At 68.7% G+C, this 24,845-nt stretch carries 10 protein-coding genes and 1 pseudogene; 5 read left to right on the forward strand and 6 right to left on the reverse strand.

What is annotated here, in order from left to right; genetic code table 11:
* The first annotated feature begins 45 nt into the window (after positions 1–45).
* Positions 46–1,020, forward strand: a complete 975-nt coding sequence (locus tag ACH34W_RS08115) for a zinc-binding alcohol dehydrogenase family protein (RefSeq protein ID WP_395960123.1) — start codon at positions 46–48, stop codon at positions 1,018–1,020.
* On the opposite strand, the gene ACH34W_RS08120 is transcribed toward ACH34W_RS08115, so the two are convergent.
* The 4 genes from ACH34W_RS08120 to ACH34W_RS08135 form a co-directional block, all read right to left on the reverse strand.
* The gene (locus ACH34W_RS08120) at positions 1,010–3,307 is read right to left on the reverse strand and encodes an AfsR/SARP family transcriptional regulator (RefSeq protein ID WP_395960124.1); all 2,298 of its coding nucleotides are present in this window, start codon (positions 3,305–3,307) and stop codon (positions 1,010–1,012) included. The two genes, ACH34W_RS08115 and ACH34W_RS08120, sit on opposite strands and share 11 nt — an antisense overlap.
* Positions 3,308–3,600: 293 nt before the next feature.
* A complete protein-coding gene (locus ACH34W_RS08125; RefSeq protein WP_395960125.1) occupies positions 3,601–4,470 on the reverse strand; it encodes a sugar phosphate isomerase/epimerase family protein in 870 nt (289 codons plus the stop codon).
* A 13-nt stretch (positions 4,471–4,483) separates the two neighbouring features.
* Positions 4,484–6,979 carry a PQQ-dependent sugar dehydrogenase gene (locus ACH34W_RS08130; protein WP_395960126.1) on the reverse strand — a complete coding sequence of 832 codons (2,496 nt, stop codon included), beginning with the start codon at positions 6,977–6,979 and terminating at the stop codon, positions 4,484–4,486.
* A 274-nt stretch (positions 6,980–7,253) separates the two neighbouring features.
* Positions 7,254–7,622 carry a hypothetical protein gene (locus tag ACH34W_RS08135; protein ID WP_395960127.1) on the reverse strand — a complete coding sequence of 123 codons (369 nt, stop codon included), beginning with the start codon at positions 7,620–7,622 and terminating at the stop codon, positions 7,254–7,256.
* Between the two features lie 347 nt (positions 7,623–7,969).
* On the opposite strand from ACH34W_RS08135, the gene ACH34W_RS08140 reads away from it, so the two are divergent.
* Complete coding sequence (locus ACH34W_RS08140) at positions 7,970–9,031, forward strand: NAD-dependent epimerase/dehydratase family protein (protein WP_395960128.1); 1,062 nt, start codon at positions 7,970–7,972, stop codon at positions 9,029–9,031.
* Positions 9,032–9,959: 928 nt separating this feature from the next.
* On the forward strand, positions 9,960–10,676 hold the full coding sequence (locus ACH34W_RS08145) for a dienelactone hydrolase family protein (RefSeq protein WP_395960129.1): 717 nt from the start codon (positions 9,960–9,962) through the stop codon (positions 10,674–10,676).
* Between the two features lie 58 nt (positions 10,677–10,734).
* On the opposite strand, the gene ACH34W_RS08150 is transcribed toward ACH34W_RS08145, so the two are convergent.
* Positions 10,735–11,706 carry an NAD(P)-dependent alcohol dehydrogenase gene (locus ACH34W_RS08150; protein WP_395960130.1) on the reverse strand — a complete coding sequence of 324 codons (972 nt, stop codon included), beginning with the start codon at positions 11,704–11,706 and terminating at the stop codon, positions 10,735–10,737.
* 116 nt (positions 11,707–11,822) lie between these two features.
* Here ACH34W_RS08150 and ACH34W_RS08155 point away from each other — a divergent pair, with 116 nt between their 5' ends.
* On the forward strand, positions 11,823–15,326 hold the full coding sequence (locus tag ACH34W_RS08155) for a WD40 repeat domain-containing protein (protein WP_395960131.1): 3,504 nt from the start codon (positions 11,823–11,825) through the stop codon (positions 15,324–15,326).
* 16 nt (positions 15,327–15,342) lie between these two features.
* Here ACH34W_RS08155 and ACH34W_RS08160 read toward each other — a convergent pair whose 3' ends face one another.
* The gene (locus ACH34W_RS08160) at positions 15,343–16,944 is read right to left on the reverse strand and encodes an FtsW/RodA/SpoVE family cell cycle protein (RefSeq protein ID WP_395960132.1); all 1,602 of its coding nucleotides are present in this window, start codon (positions 16,942–16,944) and stop codon (positions 15,343–15,345) included.
* A gap of 444 nt (positions 16,945–17,388) precedes the next feature.
* Here ACH34W_RS08160 and ACH34W_RS08165 point away from each other — a divergent pair.
* Positions 17,389–24,843 (forward strand): annotated as a pseudogene (locus ACH34W_RS08165) (SDR family NAD(P)-dependent oxidoreductase); the annotation flags it as partial.
* Positions 24,844–24,845 lie beyond the last annotated feature (2 nt).

Consider the following 24,845-nt stretch of genomic DNA (forward strand, 5'->3'; position numbering starts at 1 on the left):
CGACCAAGTTGACCGCTGGTCCAAATGCTACCCAGGAGAACAGTCATGCGACGCGTGCGTTACCACGCCCACGGCGGCCCCGAGGTCTTGACCATCGAGGAGGCCGACATCCCCCGGCCCGGTCCCGGCCAGGTCCTGATCCGGGCCGAGGCGATCGGCCTCAACTACGTCGACGTTCAGCTGCGCAGGGAGACCTCCCCGGACTCCCTCTACTTCCGTCCGTTGCCCGCCACCCTGACCGGCGACGTGGTCGGCACCATCCAGGAGGCCGGACCGGACACCGATCCCGCCCTGGTCGGGACGCGTGTGGCCGCGCTGTCCGAGGACGCCTACGCCGAGTACGTGGTCGTCGACGCCGACTGGCTCGTCAACGTGCCCCCGAGACTGGACGCAGGCACCGCGAGCGTGCTGTCCCTCGCCGGGCCGGTGGCGCTCGGGGCGCTGCGGATGGGCCGCCTGCAACCGGACGACATCGTTCTGGTCACCGCCGCTGCCGGGACGATCGGTCACCTGGCCGTGCAACTGGCCAAGCACAAGGGAGCCCGGACGGTCATCGCCACGGCCGGCTCCCCCGCCAAGGTCGCCTTCCTCAAGGAACTGGGCGCCGACGTCGCCATCGATCACACCGAACCCGACTGGGCCGCTCAGGTACGGCAAGCCGCTCCGGACGGCGTCGACCTGGCCCTGGACGCGGTGGGCGGCGAGATGCTGCACACGAGCATCGGCCTGCTGGCCCCGTTCGGCCGCGCAGTCGCCTTCGGCGCCTCCGCCGGAGATCTGACCAGCGTGCCGATCACCAGCCTCTTCGCGCTGAAGACCCTGACCGGATTCTCGCTCATGGCCTGGCGCGCCGCCGATTCCGAGCAAGCCCGCGCGGACATCGCCGAGATGACCGCCCTGGTCCAGGCAGACGCCCTTCGCGTAGTCACCGAGACCAAGCTCCCGCTGAACGAAGTCGTCCAAGCCCACCGCCTAATGGAACAACGCACGGTGCTAGGACGTCTCCTTCTCATCCCATAACCCGCTTCCAGGAGTCGACGGGCTGCGTCTTCTCGACTGGGCGCCCATACGGTGGCCTGGACGACGCGCCGAAAGCGACCCTTGCGAACAGAATCGCGGTCTGCCCGCGTGCGTCATTGGTTCGGCGGCAGACCGTGAGGGCCTCCTCTGTAACGTTGCGCCAGTCGTCGAAATACCCGCGGGTGAAGAACAAGTAGGCCGAAGCCGCCGCCAGTTCCCAGCACAGGACGGCGGACTCCAGCCGGGCCGTTCGGGCGACCGCCGCGACCAGGTTCGACCTTTCGGCCTCCAGCCAGCGCGCCGGGTCGGCGAGCAGTCGTTCGACGACGGAGCCCTCCAGGTACCAGCGGGCCGCGTCTCCGCGGACCCACAGGCAGTCGTCCCGTGGGGACTCGCTCGTGCGGCGTGCCCGTTCGGCCAGAGCCAGCATCGCGCCGAACGCGCGAGTGCGGGCATCCGCGTGTTCCTGAGGCGACTCCTCAGCGCGGACGCGTTCCAGAGCGAACAGACGGATCAGGTCGTGGCAGGTGTAGCGCGCTTGGCCGACGGCGTCCCTGCCCAGAGGCTGCAGCAGTTGCGCGTCGGCCAGCTGCCCGGTCAGCCTCTCCGCCGTCCTCATGGGCACGTCCAGTAGGGCGGCCGTCATCCATGGCGCGTACCCGGCCGGGGCGTCCAGGAGCGACAGCCGCCGGAACGCCGACCGCGCGTCGGGCGGCAGGTCGCGATAGCTCAGCGCGAAACCGGCGCGCACCTCCAGCTCGTCCTGGCTCAGCTCGTCGAGGCGCACGCGTTCGTCGGCGAGCCGGTCGGCGAGATCGGTCATCGTCCCTCCGGCACGCGTGGCGAGCTCGGCGGCGGCGATGCGCAGGGCCAGCGGCAGCCGATCGCACAGGTCGCCAAGCCTGCGGGCAGCGTCCGGATCGACGGTGCCAGGCGCCATTCCGGCCACCCGTGACAACAGTTCCGACGCCTCATCGCTGCTGAGCACGTCCAGCGCCAGGGCGCGGGCCCCGTCGACCGCCACCAGCGCCTCCAGCCGCCGCCGGGCGGTGACGACGACACAGCACCCCGCCGAGCCCGGCAGCAGTGGCCGCACCTGCGCCGCCGAGGCCGCGTTGTCGAGGACGATCAGCACCCGCCGCCCCTCCAGCGTGCTGCGGTACAGGGCCGCGCGCTCCTCGACAGTGCGCGGGATCAGTTCGCCCGGTACGCCCAGCGCGCGCAGGAACCGTTCGAGCACGACCTCGGCGGCCACCGGCCGGGCCTGGACGTCGTATCCGCGCAAGTCGGCGAACAGCTGCCCGTCCCCGAAACGGCCGGCGACACGGTGCGCCCAGTGCAGGGCGAGCCCGGTCTTGCCGACGCCGGCGACACCACTGATCACGCAGATCGGCGGATGCCGATCGGACTCCCGGCGCCCGTCCAGCAGGTCGTCCAGGACTCTGAGTTCCGTCCGGCGGCCGGTGAAGACCGAGACGGCCGCGGGGAGCTGCGCAGGCCGCGTCCCCGTGAACGGCTCCACGGCGCACGGCGAGCCGTACACCGACGAGTCGTCACGCAGTATCGCCGCGTGGAGGGTGCGCAGATGCCGCCCAGGATCCAAGCCGAGATCCTCGGCGAGGACCCGCCGGCCGTCCTCGTAAACGGCCAGGGCGTCCGCCTGCCGGCCCGAACGTGCCAGCGCCGCCATCAACAGGGCCCGCAGGCGTTCCCGGAACGGGTGCGCGGCGACGAGCGCAGTGAGGTCGGCGACCAGCCCCGGGTGAGCGCCGAGGGCCAGTTCCGCCTCGGCGCGTTCTTCTGCGGCGGTCAGGCGCAGTTCCTCCCAGCGGAGCGCCTGATCGGCGAGGACGGCGCTGTCCAGCCCGTCCAGCACCGGACCCCGCCACAGAGCCACCGCCGCGCGCAGCAGTGCCACCGCCTCCTCCGGACGTCCCTCGGAGGTCGCCTTGCGCGCGCGGCCGATGTGGTCTTCAGCCACGCACGAGTCGAGCCGTACGGCGTCCGCGCGCACCCGGTAACCGCGTCCGACGGTCTCGATCACATGCCCCGCCACACCGAGCGCCCGCCGCAGGTTCGACACGCAGATGGCGACCTGCGTCCGCACCGAGGCCGGAGGGGATCCCTGCCAGACCACCTCCGCCAGGCGGTCCACCGTCGTCACCCGGCCGGCGTCCAGGAGCAGCGCCGCCAGGACCAGCCGGGCGCGCCGTCCTCCCAGCGGCACCGGCCCGCCCTGCACGACGGCTTCCAGCGGCCCCAGGACCCGAAACTCCACCTGGCTCATGTCGTCCCGAGGTCCTCTCTGAGGTGGCGTGTCTACGGGGTGGGCCGATTCGCAGCGGACTATGCCAGCCACAACGCCATGTCAGAGCCAAAAAGATCGATATCGGCAGATTCCGGCCATCGCCCGGCGGCCCTGTAGCCCTGTAGCCGGCCTGATCGCGTCCGCGATCAGGCCGGCTACAGAGGCCGGCTACAGACCCTGCCCCGGATCAGGGCAGGGCGATCGGATGGTTGTTGCCCGCCCGATGGTTGTTGCTCTCCCGATGGTTGTTGTCCGCTCGATGGCTGTTGCGCCTACCGGCAGCCGAAGCGCACTGTGCGCAGGTAGTCGAAGCCCACCTGCGCCGTCTTGAGCGGGTCGGGTTGGGAATCCCTCTCGACGATGTACTCCAGCACCCCCGCTTCCCGGGAATGAGCGAAGATCCTCCGGAAGTCGATGGTGCCGGTGCCTAGGTCGGCGAACGAGCCGTCCGCCGCCCGGTCCTTGCAATGGAACTGCAGGATGCGGCCGCGGTTGCGGCGGATGAGATCAACCGGGTCCTGCCCGCCGGTCACCGCCCAGTAGAGATCCACCTCCAGATGGACGAGCCTGCGATCGGTGGCGGTGATGATGTCCCAGGGGCGCTCACCGGTCGGCAACGCCTGGAACTCGTGGGCGTGGTTGTGATAGCCGAACCGCAGCCCTGCGGCGCGTGCGGCCTTCCCGGCTGCGTTGAGCCGGCTGGCGTAGTCACGCCACTCGTCGGCGGTGGCGAACTGGGCGAACGGCGCGACGACGAAGCGGTTGCCGAGCGTCCGGGCGTCGGCCAGCGTCTGCTGCCAGTCGCCGTCGATGCCGACGTGGCTGGAGGTGGCGCTCAGCCCGTTCCGGTCCAGAATGGCGCGGAACTCGGCGGCGGTACGGCCGTGCAGACCGGCCAGCTCCACCTTCCGGTAGCCGATCCGGGCCAGGGCGGCAAGCGTTCCCTCCAGGTCGGCCGCGAGCAGCGAACGGAGGGTGTAGAGCTGGATGCTGACGGCACCGCGCGGCACCCGTCCGCGGGAATGGGAGGCCTGGGAAGCCGTCGTACTCGCGGCGGCGGAGCCCGGCAGCGCGGCTGTGCCGAGCCCGACCGCCGTCGCCGCCACCCCGCCCAGCAGGGTGCGCCGGTTGATTTCGCTCATCGAGTCTCCCCTTTCAGGAGCCGGTCGTCGTGAAGGTGAAGTCGTCGAACTCGAACAACGTCCCGGTGCCGCCCTTGAAGACGAGGTAGAGCTTGCCGCCCTCCCTCGGCGCGCCTGAGACGGTGCCGGTCACGTCGAAGAAGCCCGTTCCGCCGCCGGGTACGGCAGCCGAGCCGAGCAGCGGACCGTCCGGAGCTCCTGCGCGCAGTTCCAGCGTCCCGCCGACACCGGCGGTCCCTCCGGTGGCCACTCTCGCCGTGAACGACGAGACGTCGCCGAGCCAGTACGGCTCGAACATGATCCAGTCGCCGGCCTCGATACTGGTCACGACCTGACCGTGCGCCCCCGTCCGGTTGGCCGTGGTGATCCCGGTCTGGGCCTTGTAGTGCTCGGCCTGCCGGTGCTTGGGCTGGGTGATGTGCGAGTCGGTCCCTTGCAGCGGCACGACTCCCTTACGCCCGCCGTTGTCGGTGTATTCGGCGGCCCAGACGCCGTAGATGTTCTCCCCGGCGCCATGGTCGCCGTCGCCCGGCGTCTGCAGGACCCCGGAACACCCCGGCTGCTCGGCGAGGGCGTGCTGGTGGGTGGCATGGCCCAGCAGGTAGGTCAGCTTGACCTTCGAACAGTCGACGGGACTGTCTTCGGCGTCTCGCACGACGATCCGGTAGGAAACGGCGTCGCCGAAGTTGACGAGCTGCCCGTCACGCGGAAGCTTGAGGGTCACCTGGGGGGCGGTGTTGCCGACGGTGATGACCAGGCTGTCGGTCGCGGTCTTGCCGCTCGCGTCGGTCACCGTGAGCGTGGGTGTGTACTGCCCTCGTTTGGTGTAGGTGTGCCGGGGGTTCGGCGTGGTGGAGGTCGTTCCGTCGCCGAAGTCCCACTTGTAGGTAAGCGCTGTGCCTTCGGGGTCGAAGGTGCCTGCGGAGGAGAAGCGCACCCTCAGTGGCTTACGTCCGGACGTTCGGTCTGCGGAGACTTTGACCTCGGGGCGGCGTCCGGTGGTGCCGATGTGCTCCATACGGAACAGCCCGGCGTGGTCGTCGCTCTGGAAGTACTGCTCGCCGTAGGTGAGCACATACAGCGCACCGTCCGGGCCGAACTCCAGGTCCATGATCTTGTAGTTCAGCGGCCAGGGGAAGCTGGAGACGGTGCCCGGCGAGCCGTCCGCGTCGACTGCGGCCGTCTTGATCCAGCGCCTTTCGAACTCTCCGAGGAACGCCAGCCCGTCGTACTCGGCGGGGAACTTCACCTGTGAGGTCGATGCGGCGTCGTACTGGTAGATCGGCCCCATCATCGGAGACTCGGACTGCGAGCATCCGGTCGGCGGGTTCATGTCGGGGTTGTCGCAGCCGCTGTAGCGGATCCAGGCTGGCACCGGCTTGGGCAACTGGGTGATACCGGTGTTGTTGGGCGAATCGTTGGCCGGGCCGTTCTGGCAGTCGAACTTGGGCCCCACGGTTCCGGTGGCGAAGTCGTAGTCGCCGTAGGTGTCCTCAGGAGTGTTGTTGCCGGTGCAGTACGGCCAGCCGAAGAAACCGGGACCGGTGACCCGGGCGAACTCGACTTGGCCGAGCGGGCCGCGTTCCGGGGTGCTGTTGTCGCTCTTGTCGGGTCCGTAGTCCCCGACGTAGACCGCGCCGCTGCGCTTGTCCACGGAGATCTTGAACGGGTTGCGGAAGCCCATCGCGTAGATCTCTGGCTTGGTGGCGGCGGTACCGGCGGGGAACATGTTGCCTTCGGGCACGGAGTAGCCGCCGTCATCAGCGACCTTGATCCGCAGCAGCTTGCCGCGCAGGTCGTTGGAGTTGGCCGAAGTCCGTTGCGCGTCGAAGGCGGGGTTGCGTGTCGGTCGTTCGTCGATCGGGGTGTTGCCTGCGGATTGGAACGGGTTGGAGTCGTCACCGGTCGCCAGCAGCAGGTTTCCGGCGGCGTCGAACTCGATGTCACCGCCGACGTGACAGCAGATGCCCCGGTCCGACGGGACCTGCAGGATCTTCTGCTCGCTGGCCATGTCGAGTTCGCCGCCGGCGCTGAGCTTGAATCGGGACAGCTGGTTGTAGCCCTTGTACGGCGCGAACGCCGCCTCGTCACCGTCGGTGGGCGCATCGGTCAAGGGGGTGGAGAGCCGGGGAGCGTAGTAGAGGTAGACCCACCGGTTCTCGGTGAAGCCGGGGTCGACGGCCACCCCCTGCAAGCCGTCCTCGTCATGGGTATAGACGTGTAGCTGGGCTGCGATGCTCGTACGGCCGTTGTAGTCGGTCAGCCGGAGCACCCCGTCGCGCGAGGTGTGCAGAACTGAGCCATTGGGCAGCGGGTCGAAAGAGATCGGCTCGCCTACTTCAGCTGGTCCTTGCGCAAGGGCATAGGGGTAGAAGTGCTCAGGGGGCGCTTGGGCGGACGATACGCGGACGGTGATGGCGACCAGGCCCACCGAAGCGATCATCAGGGCCACCAGGGCCGCGGCGAGAGGGCGAAGCCGCCGCAGGGTTGACCCTACGTAGTCGAACATGATGCTGTGTACTCCTCACCGTTGGGGGGTCACGGATCGGTCGAGTCGGCATGCGGCCGGATTAGTCGATGACGTTGATCACTCCTTTCGGCGAGTGCGGCGCCCACATGAGCGCCGGGGGCCGGGTGGGGTCCGGGGCCTATCCGGGCTCCACCGGTGTCCATCTGCCGCGGTTCGTGCTGGTGCGGGCGGCGGCGAACTTGCCCGCCCTGGATGGCTCGAACGCATCCATAGGGCCTCCTCGGTGCCTGACGCCCCTGGCGGGCCAAGGGAGTCAGGCGGCGGCGAACACGTGATCGCTGATGGGCCGGGTCGCCCCCGTGGACCCGGCCGTGTCCCCGACGGCAGTCGCGTCCCTGACGGCAGTCGCGTCCCGTGCGGCAGCCACCGCGAGCGCGTCACGGGCCAGCGCGTCACGGGCCAGCGCGGCACGGGCCAGCGCGGCACGGGCCAGCGCGGCACGGGCCAGCGCGGCACGGGCCAGCGCGGCATGGCCGAAGCAGACCGGTTCGCCACTGGCGCAGATGAGTGGGCCGAGCTTCTGTTCTGGCTCGGAGCCAGGCAGTCGCATGAGTTCGCCGAGGTCCGCGAGTTCGCCGATTTCGGCGCGTTCGGCGCGTGATAGCGGTTCGTTGTCACCCAACACACGCAACAGACGTGACCGGTGCTGGTTCTGGGGACGAGCCCTCATCGCATCACACGCTTCCCCTTCGGGGATCTCACGCCGCAAACGTACATACTTTTGCCGGGCCTGAGAAGACTTACGGCAAGAGGATGCGAACTTTCACCACTGGCAAGACAAAGTCCACCTGCCGGAGACCGCTGGACTCTGCTGGTCCTGCGTGACATCCCTCGTCAGTGAAGGTCTCGAATTCGATCCACGCTAGGCCGCTCGTGGCCACTGTGATTCGGGCGCGCCACGTGAGAGGGGCGGGCGTAGATTCCTCCGTCAAGGTAGTGCTGTCGGGCAGGCGGCAGGAGGAGGAGCGGGTGGGCGAGAGCGGTCAGGTCGTACTGGTCACCGGTGGGAGCGGGTTCGTCGGCAGCCATCTGGTGCAGCAGTTGCTGGAGCGCGGGTACCGGGTTCACACCACGGTGCGGTCCCTGGGGCACGCCGCGAAGGTGGGACCACTGCATGCCATGCAGGAGCGATTCCCCGGACGGCTGGAGCTCTTCGAGGCGGACCTGTTGAACGACGGGGCCTTCGACCAGGCGATGCAGGGATGCCAGGTCGTCTTCCACGTAGCCTCGCCATTCCTCATGCCAGAGAAAATCAAGGACGGTCCCACACAGATCGTGGAGCCGGCTCTGGCCGGGACGCGGAACGTCGTGGCCGGCATCGAGCGGACGCCGACTGTCGAAAAGCTGGTGTTCACCTCGACCGTCGGAGCCATTTTCGGTGACTACATTGACGTCCGGGACATGGAGAACGGCGTCCTGACCGAGAAGTACTTCAACACCACCAGCACCGTCGAAAACAATCCCTACCACTACGCCAAGACCGTCGCCGAACGCGCCGCATGGGACGCCGCGAACGCCCAGGACCGCTGGCACATGGTCGCCGTCAACCCGGGCCTGATCCTCGGCCCGTCACTGACCCCGGCCTCGGAATCGGGCAGTCTCTTCCTCCTCGACGAGCTGTTCAAGGGCTACTTCTTCTACGGCGCTCCCGACTTCTCGTTCACCGTCGTCGACGTCAGGGACGTCGCGGCAGCCCACATCGCGGCCGCCGAGAAGCCCGACGCCTCCGGCCGCTACATCCTCGCCGCCCCGCAAATGGTCTCGTTCCTGCAGATGTCCAGGATCCTCAAAAAGCACTTCCCACGGAATCCGCGGCTGCCCGCGCACAGCCTGCCGCATTGGACGGTCCGCATACTCGGTCCCGCTTTCGGGCTGAGCCCGGACTACATCCGCAAGCACCTCGGCATCAGGTTCACCGTTGACAACCACAGAAGCACCACCGAACTTGGCCTGACCTATCGCCCCTTCGAGGAGACGCTCATCGAGCACTACTCGGCATGGCGCCACCAACGCAAGTTCAGCGTGCGTTGACACTTGCCGGACGCGCCTCGATCATGAGCGCAGGTCGGGCGGGGGCAACCGGAGAGGCGGCAGGCGCCGTGACAATCTATATCTCTGTCGGCATAGCCATCATCGTCGTCGTCGTGACACTGCCGGCGATGCTGTACGTGATGAAGGGCCCGCAGTCGTTCCTGGCCAAAGCCAGGCGGGACTTCGCCGAAATCCAGGAGGCCATCAACGGCGTCCTGGGCCAGGACCTGCGCGACTTCGCGGCCAGGATGGAGGCTGCCGAGCTTGGTGGGCCGGCGATCGCCCAGGCCCGTGACTGCCATCGGCTGGCGGCCGCTTGTGCGGATCGGGCGAAGGCCGCGGACGGGACGACCTACTGGCAAGAGGTGTCGGGTTGCACCGAAGCACTGGCCAAGGCCGCCCGGGAACTGGTGGCAGTCCAGGCGGCCGTTGCCGAACGGCCCACGTCGGACAAGACCCCGCCTTGCCTCTTCGACCCCGCGCATGGGCCCTCGACCACCGAGGTGGAATGGACCCCGCACGCTGCCCGGCCCCGTCCCGTACCGGCATGTGCCGCCGACGCCGCGCGGAGCGCCCAGGGCAGCGCCCCCCAGGTCAGGGTGGTGCCGCTGGCTGGCCGGCACGCCCATCGGCGGCCACCTCCCCGGTCGCATCCGGACCGCGCAGGGCGGTCACACCACCCCGGAGATCGAGGCCGAGTTCGGGCGCCATTGGCGCCACAGGGACTGAGCCTCGGTCTGCAGCACTGCGGAACCTCGACATCGCTGACGCGGCGGGAGTGTGTGAACCCCGTTGTGATACGTTCCTCGTCGCAGTGCATCGACCTGGAGGAGGTGAGACCGATCAACGTTGTGACAGGTCGGGGCTCCCTCCCGCGTATCGCCTGGGGAGCGCCCGCACAAGGCATCCCGAAAGGCTTGAAACGCGCATGCGCTTCACCTCACAGACGTCGGCCGACGGCGTCACCGAACGATCCTTCACCCTTGAAGAAATCCCCGGCGTGCTGTGGACGCCGCAAAGCACGGAACCCCGTGCCCTGATCCTCATCGGGCACGGCGGCGGGCAGCACAAGCAGGCTCCTGGCGTCGTTAGCCGCGCCCTGCAGCTGGCGGCCGAGTTCGGTTTCGCGGCGACGGCCATCGACGCCCCGGCCCACGGCGACCGGCCCAAGACCGCCGAACACGACCGGATCATCACCGAGATGCGAACCTGCATGGCCGACGCGGGCGACCCGACCCCGCTGCTGGCCGAGCTCCACACGCTGCTGGCCGCCCAGACCACCCCGGAATGGCGCTCGATCCTGGACGCGCTCGGGGACCTGGGCCCAGTGGGTTACTGGGGCCTGTCGCTGGGCTGCGCTCTGGGCATTCCGTTGGTCGCCGCCGAGCCGCGGATCCGCGCTGCGGTGCTGGGGCTGAACGGGACGTCATTGGCCTCGGCCGAGGCCGCCGCCGGGGTCACCGTCCCCGTGCAGTTCCTGATGCAGTGGGACGACGAGCGGGTGCCACGCAAGGAGGCTCTGGCACTGTTCGACGCCCTGGCCTCGACTGACAAGACCCTGCATGCCAACCCCGGCAAGCACGGGGACGTGCCGGCCTTCGAGGTCGACAACGCCGTGCGCTTCTTCACCCGGCATCTGAGCTGATACCCGCCACCGGTCGTCCCCTGACGCGCTGGCCGCCAAAGGGGACGCTCGGATGGGGTCAGGTCGGTGGTACGACGGTGATGACGACGTTGCCCACCTTCTGGCCGGTCTCGACATAGCGGTACGCGTCGACGATCTGCTCCAACGGGTAACGGCGATCGATGACCGGCCTGAACCGTCCTGTCTCGATCAGGTCCCGCAAGTCCTGCACCATCTGCTGGCCCTCGATGGGGAAGGCGAACTTCACCCTCCTGCCGCGGAACAAGGGCGTGACGAGTGGAAGGAACACATTCTGCCCCCAGGGGCCCAGCTCCGACGAGAAATACAGCCCGCCGGGTTTCAACAGCCGCCTGCAGCGGCCGAACGTGCTCTTGCCGACCGAGTCGAACACCACGTCATAACTCTGCTCGTCCCTAGTGAAATCCTCAGCCGTGTAGTCGACGACCCGGTCCGCCCCCAGGCCCTTGACCAGCTCCATATGCGCCGTGCCACACACCGCCGTCACCCTGGCCCCACGGTCCTTGAGCAACTGCACCGCCGCCGAGCCGATGGCACCGGTCGCGCCGTAGACCAGAACGTCCTGCCCGGCCTGCACGTCCGCCGACCTGACGGTCGACAACGCGTAGTGCGAGCCCTCGGTGCCGGGAGCGGCCTCCTCGAAGGTCATACCCGCCGGCATGGTCGCGATCGCGCCGTCCTGCGGAACCGACAGATATTCGGCATGAGTTCCGAACGCACCCTCGTTGTAACCGAATACCCGGTCACCGACCGCGAAGGAAGTGACGCCGCTGCCGACCGCTTCCACCACTCCCGCGTACTCGGTCCCCAGCACGCGACGCCGCGGCCGGACAAGTCCGGTGAGCACACGCATGAAGAAGGGCCTGGCCGCCCGGTAGGCACAGTCAGTCCGGTTGACCGTCGTCGCGTGCACTCGCACAAGAACGTCCTGGTCTCCGATCGAAGGTTTGTCCACCTCGGCGATCGCCACGACGTCTGGTGGTCCGTACCGGCTATGCACCGCTGCCCTCATGCGCGAACCATAGCCACTTTCGGAGTAACTGAGACAGGCTGATTGCGCTGCGGACTGTCGGTGAGCGCTGGCATGCTGGGGCCTTCCCAGTTGTTGATCATGTTCGGAGCTCCCTCATGTCCACCGATCTGTACGGCGCACGAGTCCTGGCGGTCACGCCCGACCGGCTGAGTGTGCGGATACGGGTCTTCGTCGTCTACTACGAGGCCGCGATCAAGCAGGCCCTCGACCTCCCCCGCGATCCCGTGTTCTTCCTGCGCCTGCTCTGGGACTGCGCCGACCGGCGAACGAGGCGAGGGCACTCCCCCGACGGGACACTGGCGGAGTTCGACTACACGGTGCTGATGGACGATGCCTGGCTGGCGGAGAACACGAGCGCCTACGTGCGAAGCGTCCAGCGCGTCGCTGAACGCAACGCCGAGCCGGATTCCGAAGCCTGGGAGCACATCCACGACTTCTACTACGAGCGGCACGGGGGTTGGTCGGACGAGCACCGGCTCGTTCAGGCCGACTACGTGGTGCGCGTGACCGACCCACGCTGGCTCACCGGCGTAGAGCCGGGCTACAGCTGGGCCACCACCTGGTACCCGAGCCCCGAGTTCGCAGACCCCGAGTTCAGAGACCGCGGGTTCGGAGGCGGCGCCGTGCCCGGCAAGCCGCGCTTCACCAAGCCCGTGGCCACCCTCTACCCGTTCCCGAGCCGCAAGAGCGGCGACCCGGACGCGGGTGCCCTGGCCTTCTCCGACGACGGCGCCCTGCTCGCCGTCGCCGGAGGGCACGGTGAGGTGGTCGTGTACGACACCGGCGGCTGGACCGAGCGGGCCCGGTTCTCGGCCCCGCGCAACGGTGTGGGTGTGGACCTGATGTGGGTACCGGGACGCCATGTGATCACCGCGCGACCGGGCGTTCGCTACGAGCCACAGGCGGCATGGGACGTCGACGCGGGCGCCGAGGCTGACGTGCCCCTGGAGGCGGGCTATGTCCGCTCTCTCACGGGCCGCTACCGCGTCGAGTTCGGCGAAGGGCCCGGGGTCGAGTTCATGAGCGCTCGTTACACCACCGATCGCACCGTCCTGCTGGGAATCGACCCGGAGGCCGACGCGGCCGAGTTCCCGCCCGACGCCTGGGCGGTCGCCTTCTCCGCCGACGAGTCCCGGATGTTCGCCCTCGACGGCAGGGGCGACCGGATGCGGTTCTCCGTGCTCGACCCGGAGGACGGACGGCACCTGGGCGTCGTCGATACCACCGGGGACGTGACCGGCTTCGCGGCGAGCCCGGACGGCACGTACCTCGCCGTCACCGAGGAGGTGAGCGACACGTTCACCGAACCCACGATCCGGCAGGTCGACGAGGGCGGGGAGCTCGTCGTCCAGGCCCGGTTCCGCCGCCGCGCCGGGGCGATCGCCTGGTCGCCGGACGGACGGCTTCTCGCCGTCGACCTGCACCACCCGGGCGGGCGCCCGAGCGAGGTGCGGGTCATTCCCGTCCAGGAGTCCCCGCATCTGGCTTCGGACCCGCATCCGGCGCAAGGCTTCGAGGTGATCGGCCACCTGCCGGCCAGGACGGCGGGCACCCGCGCCGGCGATGAGGTCGAACGCGGCGTCGAGGCTGCCCGTTCGGGTGATGTCGACTCCGCGCGCGAGCTGTTGGGCGCCCACCAGGGAGGTGGGCGCACCGCGGCCGGAATGCGCGCCGACCTGACGTTGGCCTCGCTGGCCCCGTCCAGCGGCGTCGCCGTCGAGTGCCTGCGCCGGGTCGCGGCGGGAGAGGACCCGGAGGCCGGGCCGCTGGCGTCCGTGGCCCTGAGCACGCTCGACGACGAGTCGCTGCAGCGCGCGATGGCCGCCGAGCACCTCGGGGACACCGTGACCGCCCGTGCGATCTACGAGTCGGGCGGCGAACTGGCCACGGTGCTGCTCGGACGCCTGCTCGGTGACCGCGAAATCCTCGCCCGGGCCCAGCGGGCGGACGGCCCGCTCGCCGCGTCCTACGCCGGCTACCTGCTCGGCGGGCTGCTGATCGCCTCCGGTGAGCATGGTGAGGCACGCGAGGTCCTGAGCCGCGCCTGCGAGACGGCCCAGGCGACACGCGAGAGCCCGTACGGCCTCCTGCCGTGGATCGCCGTCCGGCTCGGCGAACTGCTAGTCGAACGGAACGCCGCGGACGAGGAGATCCGCGAAGCGTTCGTTCTCGCCCAGCCGCTGATGGAGATCGCCGACCCGGCCCTCGCCGCCGTCGGACTGGGCTCCCTCGACGGCAACCCGCACGCCGTCCAGGGCGCCCTCGAATGGCTGGACGCGTGGAAGGGTGAAAGCCACGCCCACGGCTGCCGCCTCGCCACCTTGCTGGGGGCGCGGATCGTAGAGGCGTCCGACAAGCCCGCCGACCACCCTCTCAACCAAATGCTGTGCGAGCTTGAGGGCGCCCCCGAGTCCGTCGCGTACGGTCTGTTCCTGGCCGCGCGGGAAAGCGGCTCCCGAAAGAAGTGGGACGACGCGTTGCGAAACTGGGCCGCCGCCGCGGACACCGGCGTCCTGCCGTACGCGCGATGGGCGGGCACCTGCCAGGCCGTCCTCCTGAACGTCCGGAACGACGAGGAGGGCGCACGGCACGGGGAAGATGGCGCACGGCACGCTCTGCGCCACGGCCGCGAGGATCGCCTGATCGTTGAAATCGCCGACGCGCTTTACAAAGACGAGGAACACGAGAAGGCGCGCGTCGCCTACACGATGGCGGTCGAGGGCGACGATCCGCTCGCCGCCGGTCGTGCGTCCCTCGGGCTCGGGCTCATCCTCTCCATCGACGGCAGGCTGGAGGAGGCCGCCGAAGCCCTCCGGCGGGCCCGCCGTCAGGCGGACGGTTCTCGCGCGACCAATGCCGCGTTCAACTTGTCCACCGTTCTGACCAAGCTAGGCGACAAGTCAGGCGCGGTCGAGGCCGCCCGTGACGCCCACGATCGTGCCGTGGCGGCCGGTGACCCGGCGTACGGGCGGGCGCGCACCGCCGAACGGCTCGGTGACAAGCTGCGCGACATGGGAGATTGGGCCGAGGCACGCGACGCCTACCAGGCCGCCGTCGACGCCTGGCGCGAGCGGTGGAACGAGAAGTATCCGTTCGACGCGCGGTGGTCCCTGCTCTACCTAGCGCAGATGCAGGGCTTCCATGGCGACTTCGAGGCCTCCGAATCGATCCTGCGCGCGCTTCTGAAGAGGTTCGCCAAGCCCGACGGAGCGGAGGAGAAGGAGATCGCGGTGATCGCCGCGTTGAGGATGGCCCTCAACGCCAAGGACCAGCACGATCTCGACAAGGCGCTCCCATGGTTTGAGAAGGTCATCGACTCCGGCGACGACAAGCACATCCCCACGGCCGTGGCGCACTTGGCGGAGCTGTACTACTGGGTGGACGACAAGGCCGAGGCGGGCCGTTACTACGAGCGGACCCTGGAGCTGAGCGACGACCCCGAGTACATCGCCGAGGCCGCCTACCGTCTGGGTGAACACCTCGCCGAGACGGGCGAGCGAGACCGTGCCGTCGAGATGATGAAACGCGCACTCGGAAGCGGCTTCGACGGCTTCGACGATGACGCCAAGCGGATGCTCGCCCGGCTGGGAGCCTCATAGGGCGTGCTCCCCGTGCTCATGTGCGGTCGTCTGACCTCGTGCTCACGATCTGGGTCATGCCCTCGTCCTGGATCGCCTGCGGGGCGGGCTTGCGGGCGTCGTGGCTCATCCGGACCAGGATCGCGATCAGGATCCAGTTCGCCATCAGCGAGGATCCCCCCTGCGACAGGAACGGTGTCGTCAGACCCGTCAGCGGGATGAGCCTGGTGACGCCGCCGACGATGACGAATACCTGCAATGCCAGTACGAATGAGACTCCACCCGCGAATAGCTTCAGGAACGGGTCGCGGGCGGCGATGGCGGTCTTCATTCCGCGTTGCATGATTAATGCGTAAATCAGGAGCAACGCCATCAACCCTGTGAGCCCGAGTTCCTCACCGAGTGAGTCGAAAATGAAGTCGCTGAAGGACAGGGGGGTGCGCCAGGGCTCACCCTGGCCGAGGCCCGTGCCCAGGACCCCGCCCTCGCCCAGCGAGTACAGGCCCTTGAGCAACTGTGCGCTATCGGCGTACTTGCCCTTCAGTTGATTGCAGGCCCGCAGGCCCGCCCCGAGCGCCTGACCGGAGCGGGCGGCCTCCTGCTTGTAGAGGTCGGTGTCGGGGTTGACCGGGATGACCTTGTCCTCGACCACGCAACCGCCGTCGAAGTACGGACCGGGCTTGAGCCAGATGTCGATCCGCTGGTCCACGTGAGCCATGAACGGCAACAGCGTGGCGATGAAGACCCCGGCCGCGAGCAGCCCGACACCGAGCATCACCCAGGAGATCCGCTGGGTGGCGATGTAGAGCATTGAGATGAAAAGGCCGAAGAACAGGAACGCGGTGCCCAGATCTGTCTGCACGAACAGCACGCCCAGGCAGAAGAGCCACATCACCACGATGGGGCCCAGGTCGCGGCCGCGCGGCAGGCTCAGCGGCCCGATCTTCTTGCCGATCAGCGACATCGCCTGCCGCTTGTTGACCAGGTAGCCGGCGAAGAAGACGACCAACATGATCTTGGCGAACTCGCCCGGCTGCACCGAGAAACCGCCGATCCGGATCCATACCCGGGCGCCGTTGATCGAAGTGCCGATGACCGGCGCGATCGGCAGCACCAGCAGGATGATCGCACCGAGGCCCATCATGTAGCTGTAGCGCTGCGCGGTCTTGGGGGTGAACGACAGCGGGGCATCAGTCTTGTTGGTGTCCCGCATGATGAGCACGGCGGCCACGAAGAGCGCGATCCCGACGAACGTCCACATCAGCTGGCCCGGCGCATCGGCGGCGTCCTTGGCCGCCTCGCCGGTGCTGAGCGCAGCCTGCTTGTCCTTGCTGGTGTCCAGGTCCAGCCGGTAGATCATCGCCAGGCCGATGCCGTTCAGCGCCACCGCCAGCGGCAACAGCAGCGGATCGGCGTACGGCGCGAACTTGGCCTGCGCAACGTACGCGATCAGGGCGAGCACGACCAGACCGCCGCCGTAGACCGGCAGGCCGAGCGGGAGCCGCCCGTCGCGCGCCAGGCCGACCTCTGCGAAGGCCGAAAGCGTCAGCGCCATCGCGAAGACGAGCAAGGCCAGGGAGGCGGAGTTGCGCCTGTGGAACGGCAGGCGCGCCCTGACCTGTTCCCCGATGGTGTTCACCTACGATGCACCTCCCCGCGGCATCGGCCGGAAGCACCACAGATCGCACCTGCGCCAAGAGGCCGGGCTGATGGATCAAAGCCCCTGGCCCTTCCCCCTCACCGCAGGTCAGAGACATACCGTTGGACTGTGGCCCCTGCACTGGCCGGACCCGAGACACCATCGACGGCCTGGGGTCATATCGGGCATTCTGCGCCACCGGGCGCCTTCGCCCACAGCTTGCCCGGAATGGGCCTAGATCACCCTCAGTAGATCGACCCGCACTCGCAGCTGATCCCCGAGCGCGCACCCGGCAGGATCAGGTACGGCCTCCGTCGGCAACGGGTCGCTGTTGGTAAGGACTGAATGAGCGACGTTGCAAGGGGCGGCGTGGATCTTTGACGACGCCGCTCCGTTCCCGGAAGGTGCTTCTGATCACGGTGAGTGACGCATAGGGGGCATGGCGTGGAAGAGGTCGCTGTCGTCGGGGTCGGGTGCCGCCTTCCGGGCGGGGTGGCAGATCTGGCGGGGTTGTGGGAAGTGCTGCAGGGCCGCCGCGTTGTGATCGGGCAGGCGCCGGCGGACCGGTTCGAGGCCGGGCGGTGGGTGGACGCCTCGATGATCCGGTCGGGCAAGAGTTACACGGCGGTGGGTGGGTTCCTGGACGATGTCGCCGGGTTCGATGCCGGGTACTTCGGGATCTCCCCCAAGGAGGCCGGGCAGATGGATCCGCAGCACCGGTTGCTGCTGGAGACCGCGGTGGAAGCGTTCGACGACGCCGCGATCGACCCTGCCGCACTGGCTGGCTCGGCAACGCCGGTGTTCGTGGGCGTCAGTGACGCCTCGTACGGGTCGTTGCAGTTCATGGCAGGGACGGTGAATCCCTACACGATGTCCGGTGCGGCTAACTCAATCGCAGCCAACCGGTTGTCGCACTTCTTTGACCTGCGGGGCCCGAGCATGGCGGTGGACACCGCGTGCTCGTCGTCGCTGGTGGCGCTCGATCGGGCCTGCCGGGCGCTGCTGGAAGACCACGACAGCCGTGTGGCATTGGCGTGTGGCGTCAACGTGCTGCTGTCGCCACTGCATTTTGCGGGGTTCTCGCAGGCGTCGATGTTGTCACGCAGCGGCCGGAGCTTGCCGTTCTGTGCGGATGCCGATGGCTTCGTACGGGCCGAGGGCGCGGTGTCGCTGGTGCTCAAACGGCTCGATGACGCGGTGGCCGACGGCGACCGTGTGCACGGGGTCATCGTGGGCAGTGGCACCAACACCGACGGGCGCACCGCAGGCATCGCGCTGCCGTCGGCGACCGCACAAGCCGATCTGCTGCGTCAGGTCTACCGGGACGCCGGGCTGGAGCCTGACAGAGTTTCCTATCTGGAGGCACACGGCACAGGTACCTCGGTGGGAGACCCGATCGAGTGTGAGGCGATCAGCGCCGCCCTGGGTGCCGCTCGGACTGCCGGCACGCTGCCGGTGGGCTCAGTGAAAGCCAACGTGGGGCACTTGGAGCCGGCGTCGGGCCTGGCGGGGCTACTCAAGGCGCTTCTGGTGCTGCGGTATCGGCGCGTCCCCGCTGCACCCCACGATCTGCCGCTGAATCCCGCCATCGACTGGACGGGCTGGAATCTGGCTGGGCCAGACCGCGAGTACGTGTTGACCAGTGCACGGCCGGTAGTGGGAGTGAGCTCCTTTGGGTTCGGCGGCGCCAACGCGCACGTGGTCCTCGCTGCCCCGGCGCCACCGGCTGAGCGGGCCAGTGTTGAACCGGCTGCGGGCGTGGTGCCATTGGTGGCCTCGGGCCGGACGGTGCCGGCGGCGCGGGAGGCGGCTGCCCGGTTGGCCGGCGTACTGGCTGCCGGGGCGCATGTCGGTGATGTCGCCTACACCGCGGCCCGGCGGCGTGGTCTGCACCGACACCGTGCCGTGGTGCTTGCCACCAATACGCGGGAGGGTGCGGCGGAGGCCGCCCGGCGATTGGCCGATGACCCGGTGATCGGTGAGGCTGCCGTGCACGGCCGGGTCGGTCTGGTCTTCTGCGGCAACGGGTCGCAGTGGCCGGGCATGGGTGCTGACCTGCTGGACACCGATGCGGTGTTCCGCGCCGAGGTGGAGGCGGTGGATGAGGCACTGGCACCGCGATTGGGCTGGTCGGTGCTGGAGGAGTTGCGGGTTCCGGCCACGGCTTGGCGGTTGTCGGAGACTGAGATCGCCCAGCCGCTGCTGTTCGCGGTGCAGGCTGGGATCGTTGCGGTGCTGCGCAGTCATGGAGTGGCGCCGGCGATGGTGTTGGGGCACAGCATCGGGGAGGTCGCCGCCGCCTACACCGCCGGGGCGCTGAGCTTGGAGGAGGCGGCTCTGGTGGTGGCCGAGCGCAGCCGCGCCCAGGCCCCCACGACTGGATCTGGGCGGATGGCGGCGGTGGGGTTGTCGCCGCGAGAGGCAGAGCAGGTGCTGGCGCGATATCCCGACGTGCAGGTCGCGGCGGTCAACAGTCCCCGGGACGTGACCGTGTCTGGTCCAGAGGCGCAGCTCAAGCCGCTGGGTGATGAGCTGGCGGCACGCGGAGTGCTGTTCCGGCTGCTGGATCTGGACTATGCCTTCCATTCGGCGGCGATGGAGGTGGCCCGCGTGCCACTGGCGACGGCGCTGGAGGGATTGGCACCGACCGGGACGGGAGCCGGCACCGAACTGGTCTCGACCGTCACCGGCCGGCCGATGGCGGCTGCCGGGCTGAACGCCGGGCACTGGTGGCGGAACATGCGCGATCCCGTGCTGTTCGCGCCCGCCGTCGAACACGCCTTGGAAACCGGTGTCGACGTGCTGGTGGAGGTCGGGCCGCAGCTGGTGCTGCGCACCTACCTGCAGCGGATCGCCGCCCGGTACGGGAGGGATCAGGTCAAAGTGATCAGCACGCTGCGCCGTGACGGGGACGGCGCAGCGGCACTGCGCAGGACGGTCGCGGAGTTGATCGCCGCAGGCGCCGAGCTGGGCTGGCAGCGGTTCTTCCCGCGCCCCGGGCGGGTGACGGGGCTTCCCGCCTACCCCTGGCAGCGCGAACGCCACTGGAACGGTCACCCGCATGCCTGGATCAAGAGCAGCGGTGATGGACGGTTGGACCATCCACTGCTGGGCGAGCGGCTACCGGCGGCCGATCCAGCCTGGCAGGGGCCGATCGAGCCGGGCCTGGCACCCTGGCTGGCCGACCACAAGATCGCCGGATCGGTGGTGTTCCCCGCCACCGGACATGTGGAGATGGCACTGGCGGCCGGTCGGCGGGTACTGGGCGCTCCGGCCGAGCTGACCTGGCTGGAGGTGACCCGCCCGCTGATGATCCCCTGGGATCAGGCCGAGAAGGTCCGTGTCCAGACCTCGATGTCGCCCGAGACCGGCCTGGTCACGATCACCAGTACCGACGCTCACACCAGCGAGCCCCGCCCGCACGCCCGCTGCCAGATCCGTCCGCTGCTGGGCCGGCCTCCGGCGTCAGTGGAGGTGGAGGAGATCCGTGCCCGCTGTCCGCATGCCGTGGACGCAGCCGACCAATACGCGGCCTTGCACGCGGCCGGGTTGCAGTACGGGCCGCACTTCCAGACACTGACCGCCCTGTGGCATGGCGACGGGGAGGTGCTGGCCACTTACCGGCATGACGCCGGCGGCGCCGCGGATGCCGGCCATTACATTGCTCATCCGGCGTTGATGGACGGTTTCTTGCAGACGGGTGCCCCTCTGATCACCGGGCAGGTCGCGGCGGGAGAGACCTACCTGCCCGCAGCGATCGAGGCAGTGAGAGTGTGGCGCACTCCCACGCCGGAGGGACTGGTGTGGGTGCGTGACCGCACCCTGGTGGACTCCGAGTTGTGCTGGGACATCACCGTGACCGGCTCCGACGGCCAGGTCACCGTGGAGTTGAGCGGCGTTCGGCTGCGTCGCTTGTCGAACGGATCCGACACCGCGCCACGCCGGCAGGTCACCGAGCTGCGTGCCGCTCCGCATCCTGGTCTTCCCTCTGCGCCCTCACCGCTGCCCGGCAACCGTGTTCTGCTCGATGATTGTGCGACGCGGATCGATGAACTGCGATCCCCTTGGCGCGAGGTTTCCGTTCCGGACTTCGTGCGTCAGCAGAATCTGGCATACGCGCACGCAGCCGCTGCCGCGCTGCATGATCTGTTGCGTTCCCCGCAAGCTCCCTTCGACCTTGCGACGCTCATAGGCGCCGGTGTGGCTCCCAAGTACGCTCGCCTCGTCCAGTTGATGACCACGGTGGCGGCGCGGCACGGGCTGCTGCAGACCCTGCCTGACGGCCGCTGGCAGTTGACAGGTGAACACGCCGCCGCCACGATGACCCGGCTCTTGGCGGACTGGCCGTCGCATGTCGCAGAGCTGGCTTTGGCGCAGCGCCAGCTTGGGAAGCTGGCCGCGATACTGCGCGGACTGCATGATCCGCTGGAGACCCTGGTGACCGGTGGCGCGCAGGAGCTGTTCGAGCAGTTGTACGACATCGGGCCTATCTGCGGATTCCATAACCAGATCGCAGCGGCGTTGATGCGCCAGATCGTCCACGCCTGGCCAACGGGACGGCCGTTGCGGATCTTGGAAGTGGGAGCGGGAACCGGAGGACTGACCGCCGCACTGTTGCCGCTACTGCCGCGCGAGCGCACCCGCTATGACTTCACCGACCTGTCCCCGGTGTTCTTCACCCGCGCCCAGCACCGCTTCGCCGCGTACGACTTCGTGGACTACCGGGCAATGGACCTGAACACCGATCCAGTCGAGCAGGGGTACACCGCCGGCGGCTACGACGTGATCGTCGCCGCCAACGCTCTGCACACCGCGCGGGACCTGCGTGCCGCGCTGGGCGGCTTGCGCAGGCTGCTGGCTCCGGGCGGCCGTTTGCTGGCCGCCGAGTCCCACAGCGCCGAGATAATGGCGCCGATCTTCGGGCCCCTGGACGGTTTCTGGGACTACGACGACCACGACCTGCGCCCGGACTCGATGCTGATGGCCCGCGACCGCTGGCCCGTGGTGCTGGATGAGTACGGCTACACCGACATCGTCCAGACCGGAGACGATCAGCCCGGCACCCGCGACCTGTTCTCGGTGTTGCTGGCGGCTAACCCGGTTCGACCCTGGTCAAGTGCCGAGCCACGTCCCGAGCCGTCCAACGAGCCATCTCCCGCTGCGTTGCCTGCACTCGGCCGAACGACGCTGTTGATCACCGAGACGCCCGCGGAGGCGCCGCTTGCTCAAGAAACCTCCGCGCTGCTGGGCGAGGGATGTCATATCGGCGCCTCACCGGCGGCCTGGAACACGCTGCTGGGCGACTCGGACGATCCTGTGGTGGTTCTGCTTCTCGGCGGAGACCAAGACGAGAGCCGAGATGCGGACCGCGATGAAGGCCAAGGTGGTGGTGGGGGCGTTGCTGCTGCCACAGTCGTGGATGATGCCGTCAGCCGCATCGGCCTGCTGCATGCCGCCGCTGCGGCGTGTGCCGGCCGCCCCAAAGCGGAACTGTGGGTGGTGACCCGTCCTAGTGGCGCCCTGCCCTCACCGGAGCGGGCCGAGTGTCCTGAGGACGCAGCAGTCTGGGGCGCGGCTCGCACACTGGCCAACGAATACCCGAACCTGAACGTCGTCCGGCTCGTCCTGCCCCGTGCCGATGGACCCGGTGGACCCGGTGGACCTGGTGACCCTGCCACTCGGCTGGCCAGGGAACTCACCACCCCGCGCCAGGGTGAGGACGAGATCGTGCTGACTGCCCAAGGCCGCTATGTCCCGCGCGAGGTTGAATACCCGCTGGCCCACGTTTCGCCCCGCGAATCGTTTGTGCTGCGGGTCCGTCGGCCGGGCTTGTCGTTCGAGCCGTACTGGGCCGCGCGCCGCCCCGCCGAGCCGTACTGGGATGCGCACCGTCCCACCGAATCGTGCTTGGATGCGCGTCGTCCCGCCGAATCCAGTTCGGGCTCGTCCGGACCGGGTCCTGGTGAGCCCGCACCTGGCCCTGGTCAAGTCAAGATCCAGGTACGGGCGGCTGCGCTCAACTATCGCGACATCATGCGGGCGACCGGGCTTCTGCCCGCCGAGGCCATTGAACACAGCTCAAACCGCCACGGGTTCGGTATGGAATGCGCAGGTGTCGTCACCGCCATCGGTGATGGCGTCGATGGTCTACGTGCAGGTGACCGGGTCTACGGCCTCGTTCCCGTAGCGTTCGCCGACCACGCCGTTACCGAACAGGGTTCCGTCTGCCTGATTCCAGACGGCATGACGTTCACCGAGGCGGCCACGTTGCCGGTGGCGTTCTTGACGGCGCACTACGCGCTGGAGCACTGCGCTCGGCTGACGGCCGGGGAGACCGTGCTGGTGCACGGAGCCGCCGGTGGTGTCGGCCTGGCCGCCGTCCAATACGCACAGAGCGTCGGCGCCGTCGTCATCGCCACCGCGGGCAGCCCGGCCAAGCGCGACTACCTGCGAGCCCTGGGTGTTGAGCACGCGCTCGATTCGCGGTCGCTGGAGTTCGCGCCACAGGTCATGCAGTTGACCGGTGGCCGTGGTGTGGACGTCGTCGTCAACTCGCTGGCCAGCGAGGCCATCGACCGCAGTCTGGAGCTGCTGTGCGTCGGCGGCCGCTTCATCGAGCTGGGCAAACGCGACATCCTCGGCAACAGGCCGTTGCCGCTGCGGCCCTTCAACAACCACATCGCCTTCTTCGGTGTAGACCTCAGCAAACTAGAATTTCAATCCGACCTCAATAAGGCAATGTTCGACGAGGTCACCGCTGGTGTTCGAACCGGTCGGTACCGGCCGCTGCCGCACAGCGCCTATCCCGCCGCACGCGTCGCCGAGGCGTTCGCCCTGATGCAACGCTCCCGGCACATCGGCAAGGTCGTGATCTGCCTGGATCCCTCCGACCCTCCACCGGTCGAACAGGCCGCCATGCCGCCCCGCTTCGACTCCGACGGCACCTACCTGATCACCGGCGGGCTGAGCGGTTTCGGAGCCGCCACCGCCGCCTGGCTGGCCGACCATGGGGCCCGGCACCTCGCCCTGGTCGGCCGTCGTGGCGTCGCCAGTCCCGAAGCCCCGGCGATGCTGGCCGAGCTGACCGGCCGCGGGATCACCGTGCACCCGTACGCAGCAGATGTCACCGACCCGGTGGCAATGGCCGAGGTCATCGGCGCCATCGACACCGGACGCCATCCGCTCAAGGGCGTGGTGCATGCGGCGATGGTGCTCGACGACGACGTCCTGACCGACCTGACGCCCGAGCGCCTGCGTGCCGTCCTGGCGCCCAAGATGGCCGGGGCCGCCGTCCTGGACACCCTGACCCGCAGCCGCGACCTGGACGTCTTCCTGCTGTATTCCTCCTACACCGCGACCATCGGCAACTATGCCCAAGCTCCTTACGCGGCGGGCAACCTGTTCATGGAGGCGCTGGTCCGCCGCCGCGGCTCGGGGCTCGCCGTCGCCTGGGGACACATCGCCGACCGCGGCTACGTGGCCCGGCAAGGGATATCGACGACGTTCGGCAGGCTGGGATTTGCTCCCGTCACCGCCGCCGATGCCTTGAACTCTTTGGCAATACCGCTGGAGGCCGGTGCCGATGTCACCGGCATCGGCCGCTACCACTGGGGCAGGGTCAAAGGAACACTCTCCCTGCTGAGCACGCCCCGGTTCTCGTTGCTGGACAGCGAGGGCGACGAGCAGAACGTGGAGTCCCGCGAGGATCTGCTGCAGCTGTTGGCCAAGGCGAATGAGGAGGAGAAACGGCAGATCCTCACCGCGGAGCTGACCGGCATGCTGGCGTGTGTGCTCCAACTCGACCCCGAGCACCTCGATCCCGCCCGCCGGCTGGACGAGTACGGTCTGGACTCGTTGATGGCCGCCGAATTGCTGGTCAAGCTGCACAGCCGCACCGGGAT

Origin of the sequence: Actinomadura sp. 6N118 (assembly GCF_044326415.1) — a bacterium.
In the GTDB taxonomy this organism is placed as follows: domain Bacteria; phylum Actinomycetota; class Actinomycetes; order Streptosporangiales; family Streptosporangiaceae; genus Spirillospora.

What these genes read in the sequence shown, in the direction of transcription:
- ACH34W_RS08115 (WP_395960123.1), top strand. Translation starts at nt 46, where the DNA reads ATGCGACGCGTGCGTTACCACGCCCACGGCGGCCCCGAGGTCTTGACC.
- ACH34W_RS08120 (WP_395960124.1), bottom strand. Translation starts at nt 3,307, where the DNA reads ATGAGCCAGGTGGAGTTTCGGGTCCTGGGGCCGCTGGAAGCCGTCGTG.
- ACH34W_RS08125 (WP_395960125.1), bottom strand. Translation starts at nt 4,470, where the DNA reads ATGAGCGAAATCAACCGGCGCACCCTGCTGGGCGGGGTGGCGGCGACG.
- ACH34W_RS08130 (WP_395960126.1), bottom strand. Translation starts at nt 6,979, where the DNA reads ATGTTCGACTACGTAGGGTCAACCCTGCGGCGGCTTCGCCCTCTCGCC.
- ACH34W_RS08145 (WP_395960129.1), top strand. Translation starts at nt 9,960, where the DNA reads ATGCGCTTCACCTCACAGACGTCGGCCGACGGCGTCACCGAACGATCC.
- ACH34W_RS08150 (WP_395960130.1), bottom strand. Translation starts at nt 11,706, where the DNA reads ATGAGGGCAGCGGTGCATAGCCGGTACGGACCACCAGACGTCGTGGCG.
- ACH34W_RS08155 (WP_395960131.1), top strand. Translation starts at nt 11,823, where the DNA reads ATGTCCACCGATCTGTACGGCGCACGAGTCCTGGCGGTCACGCCCGAC.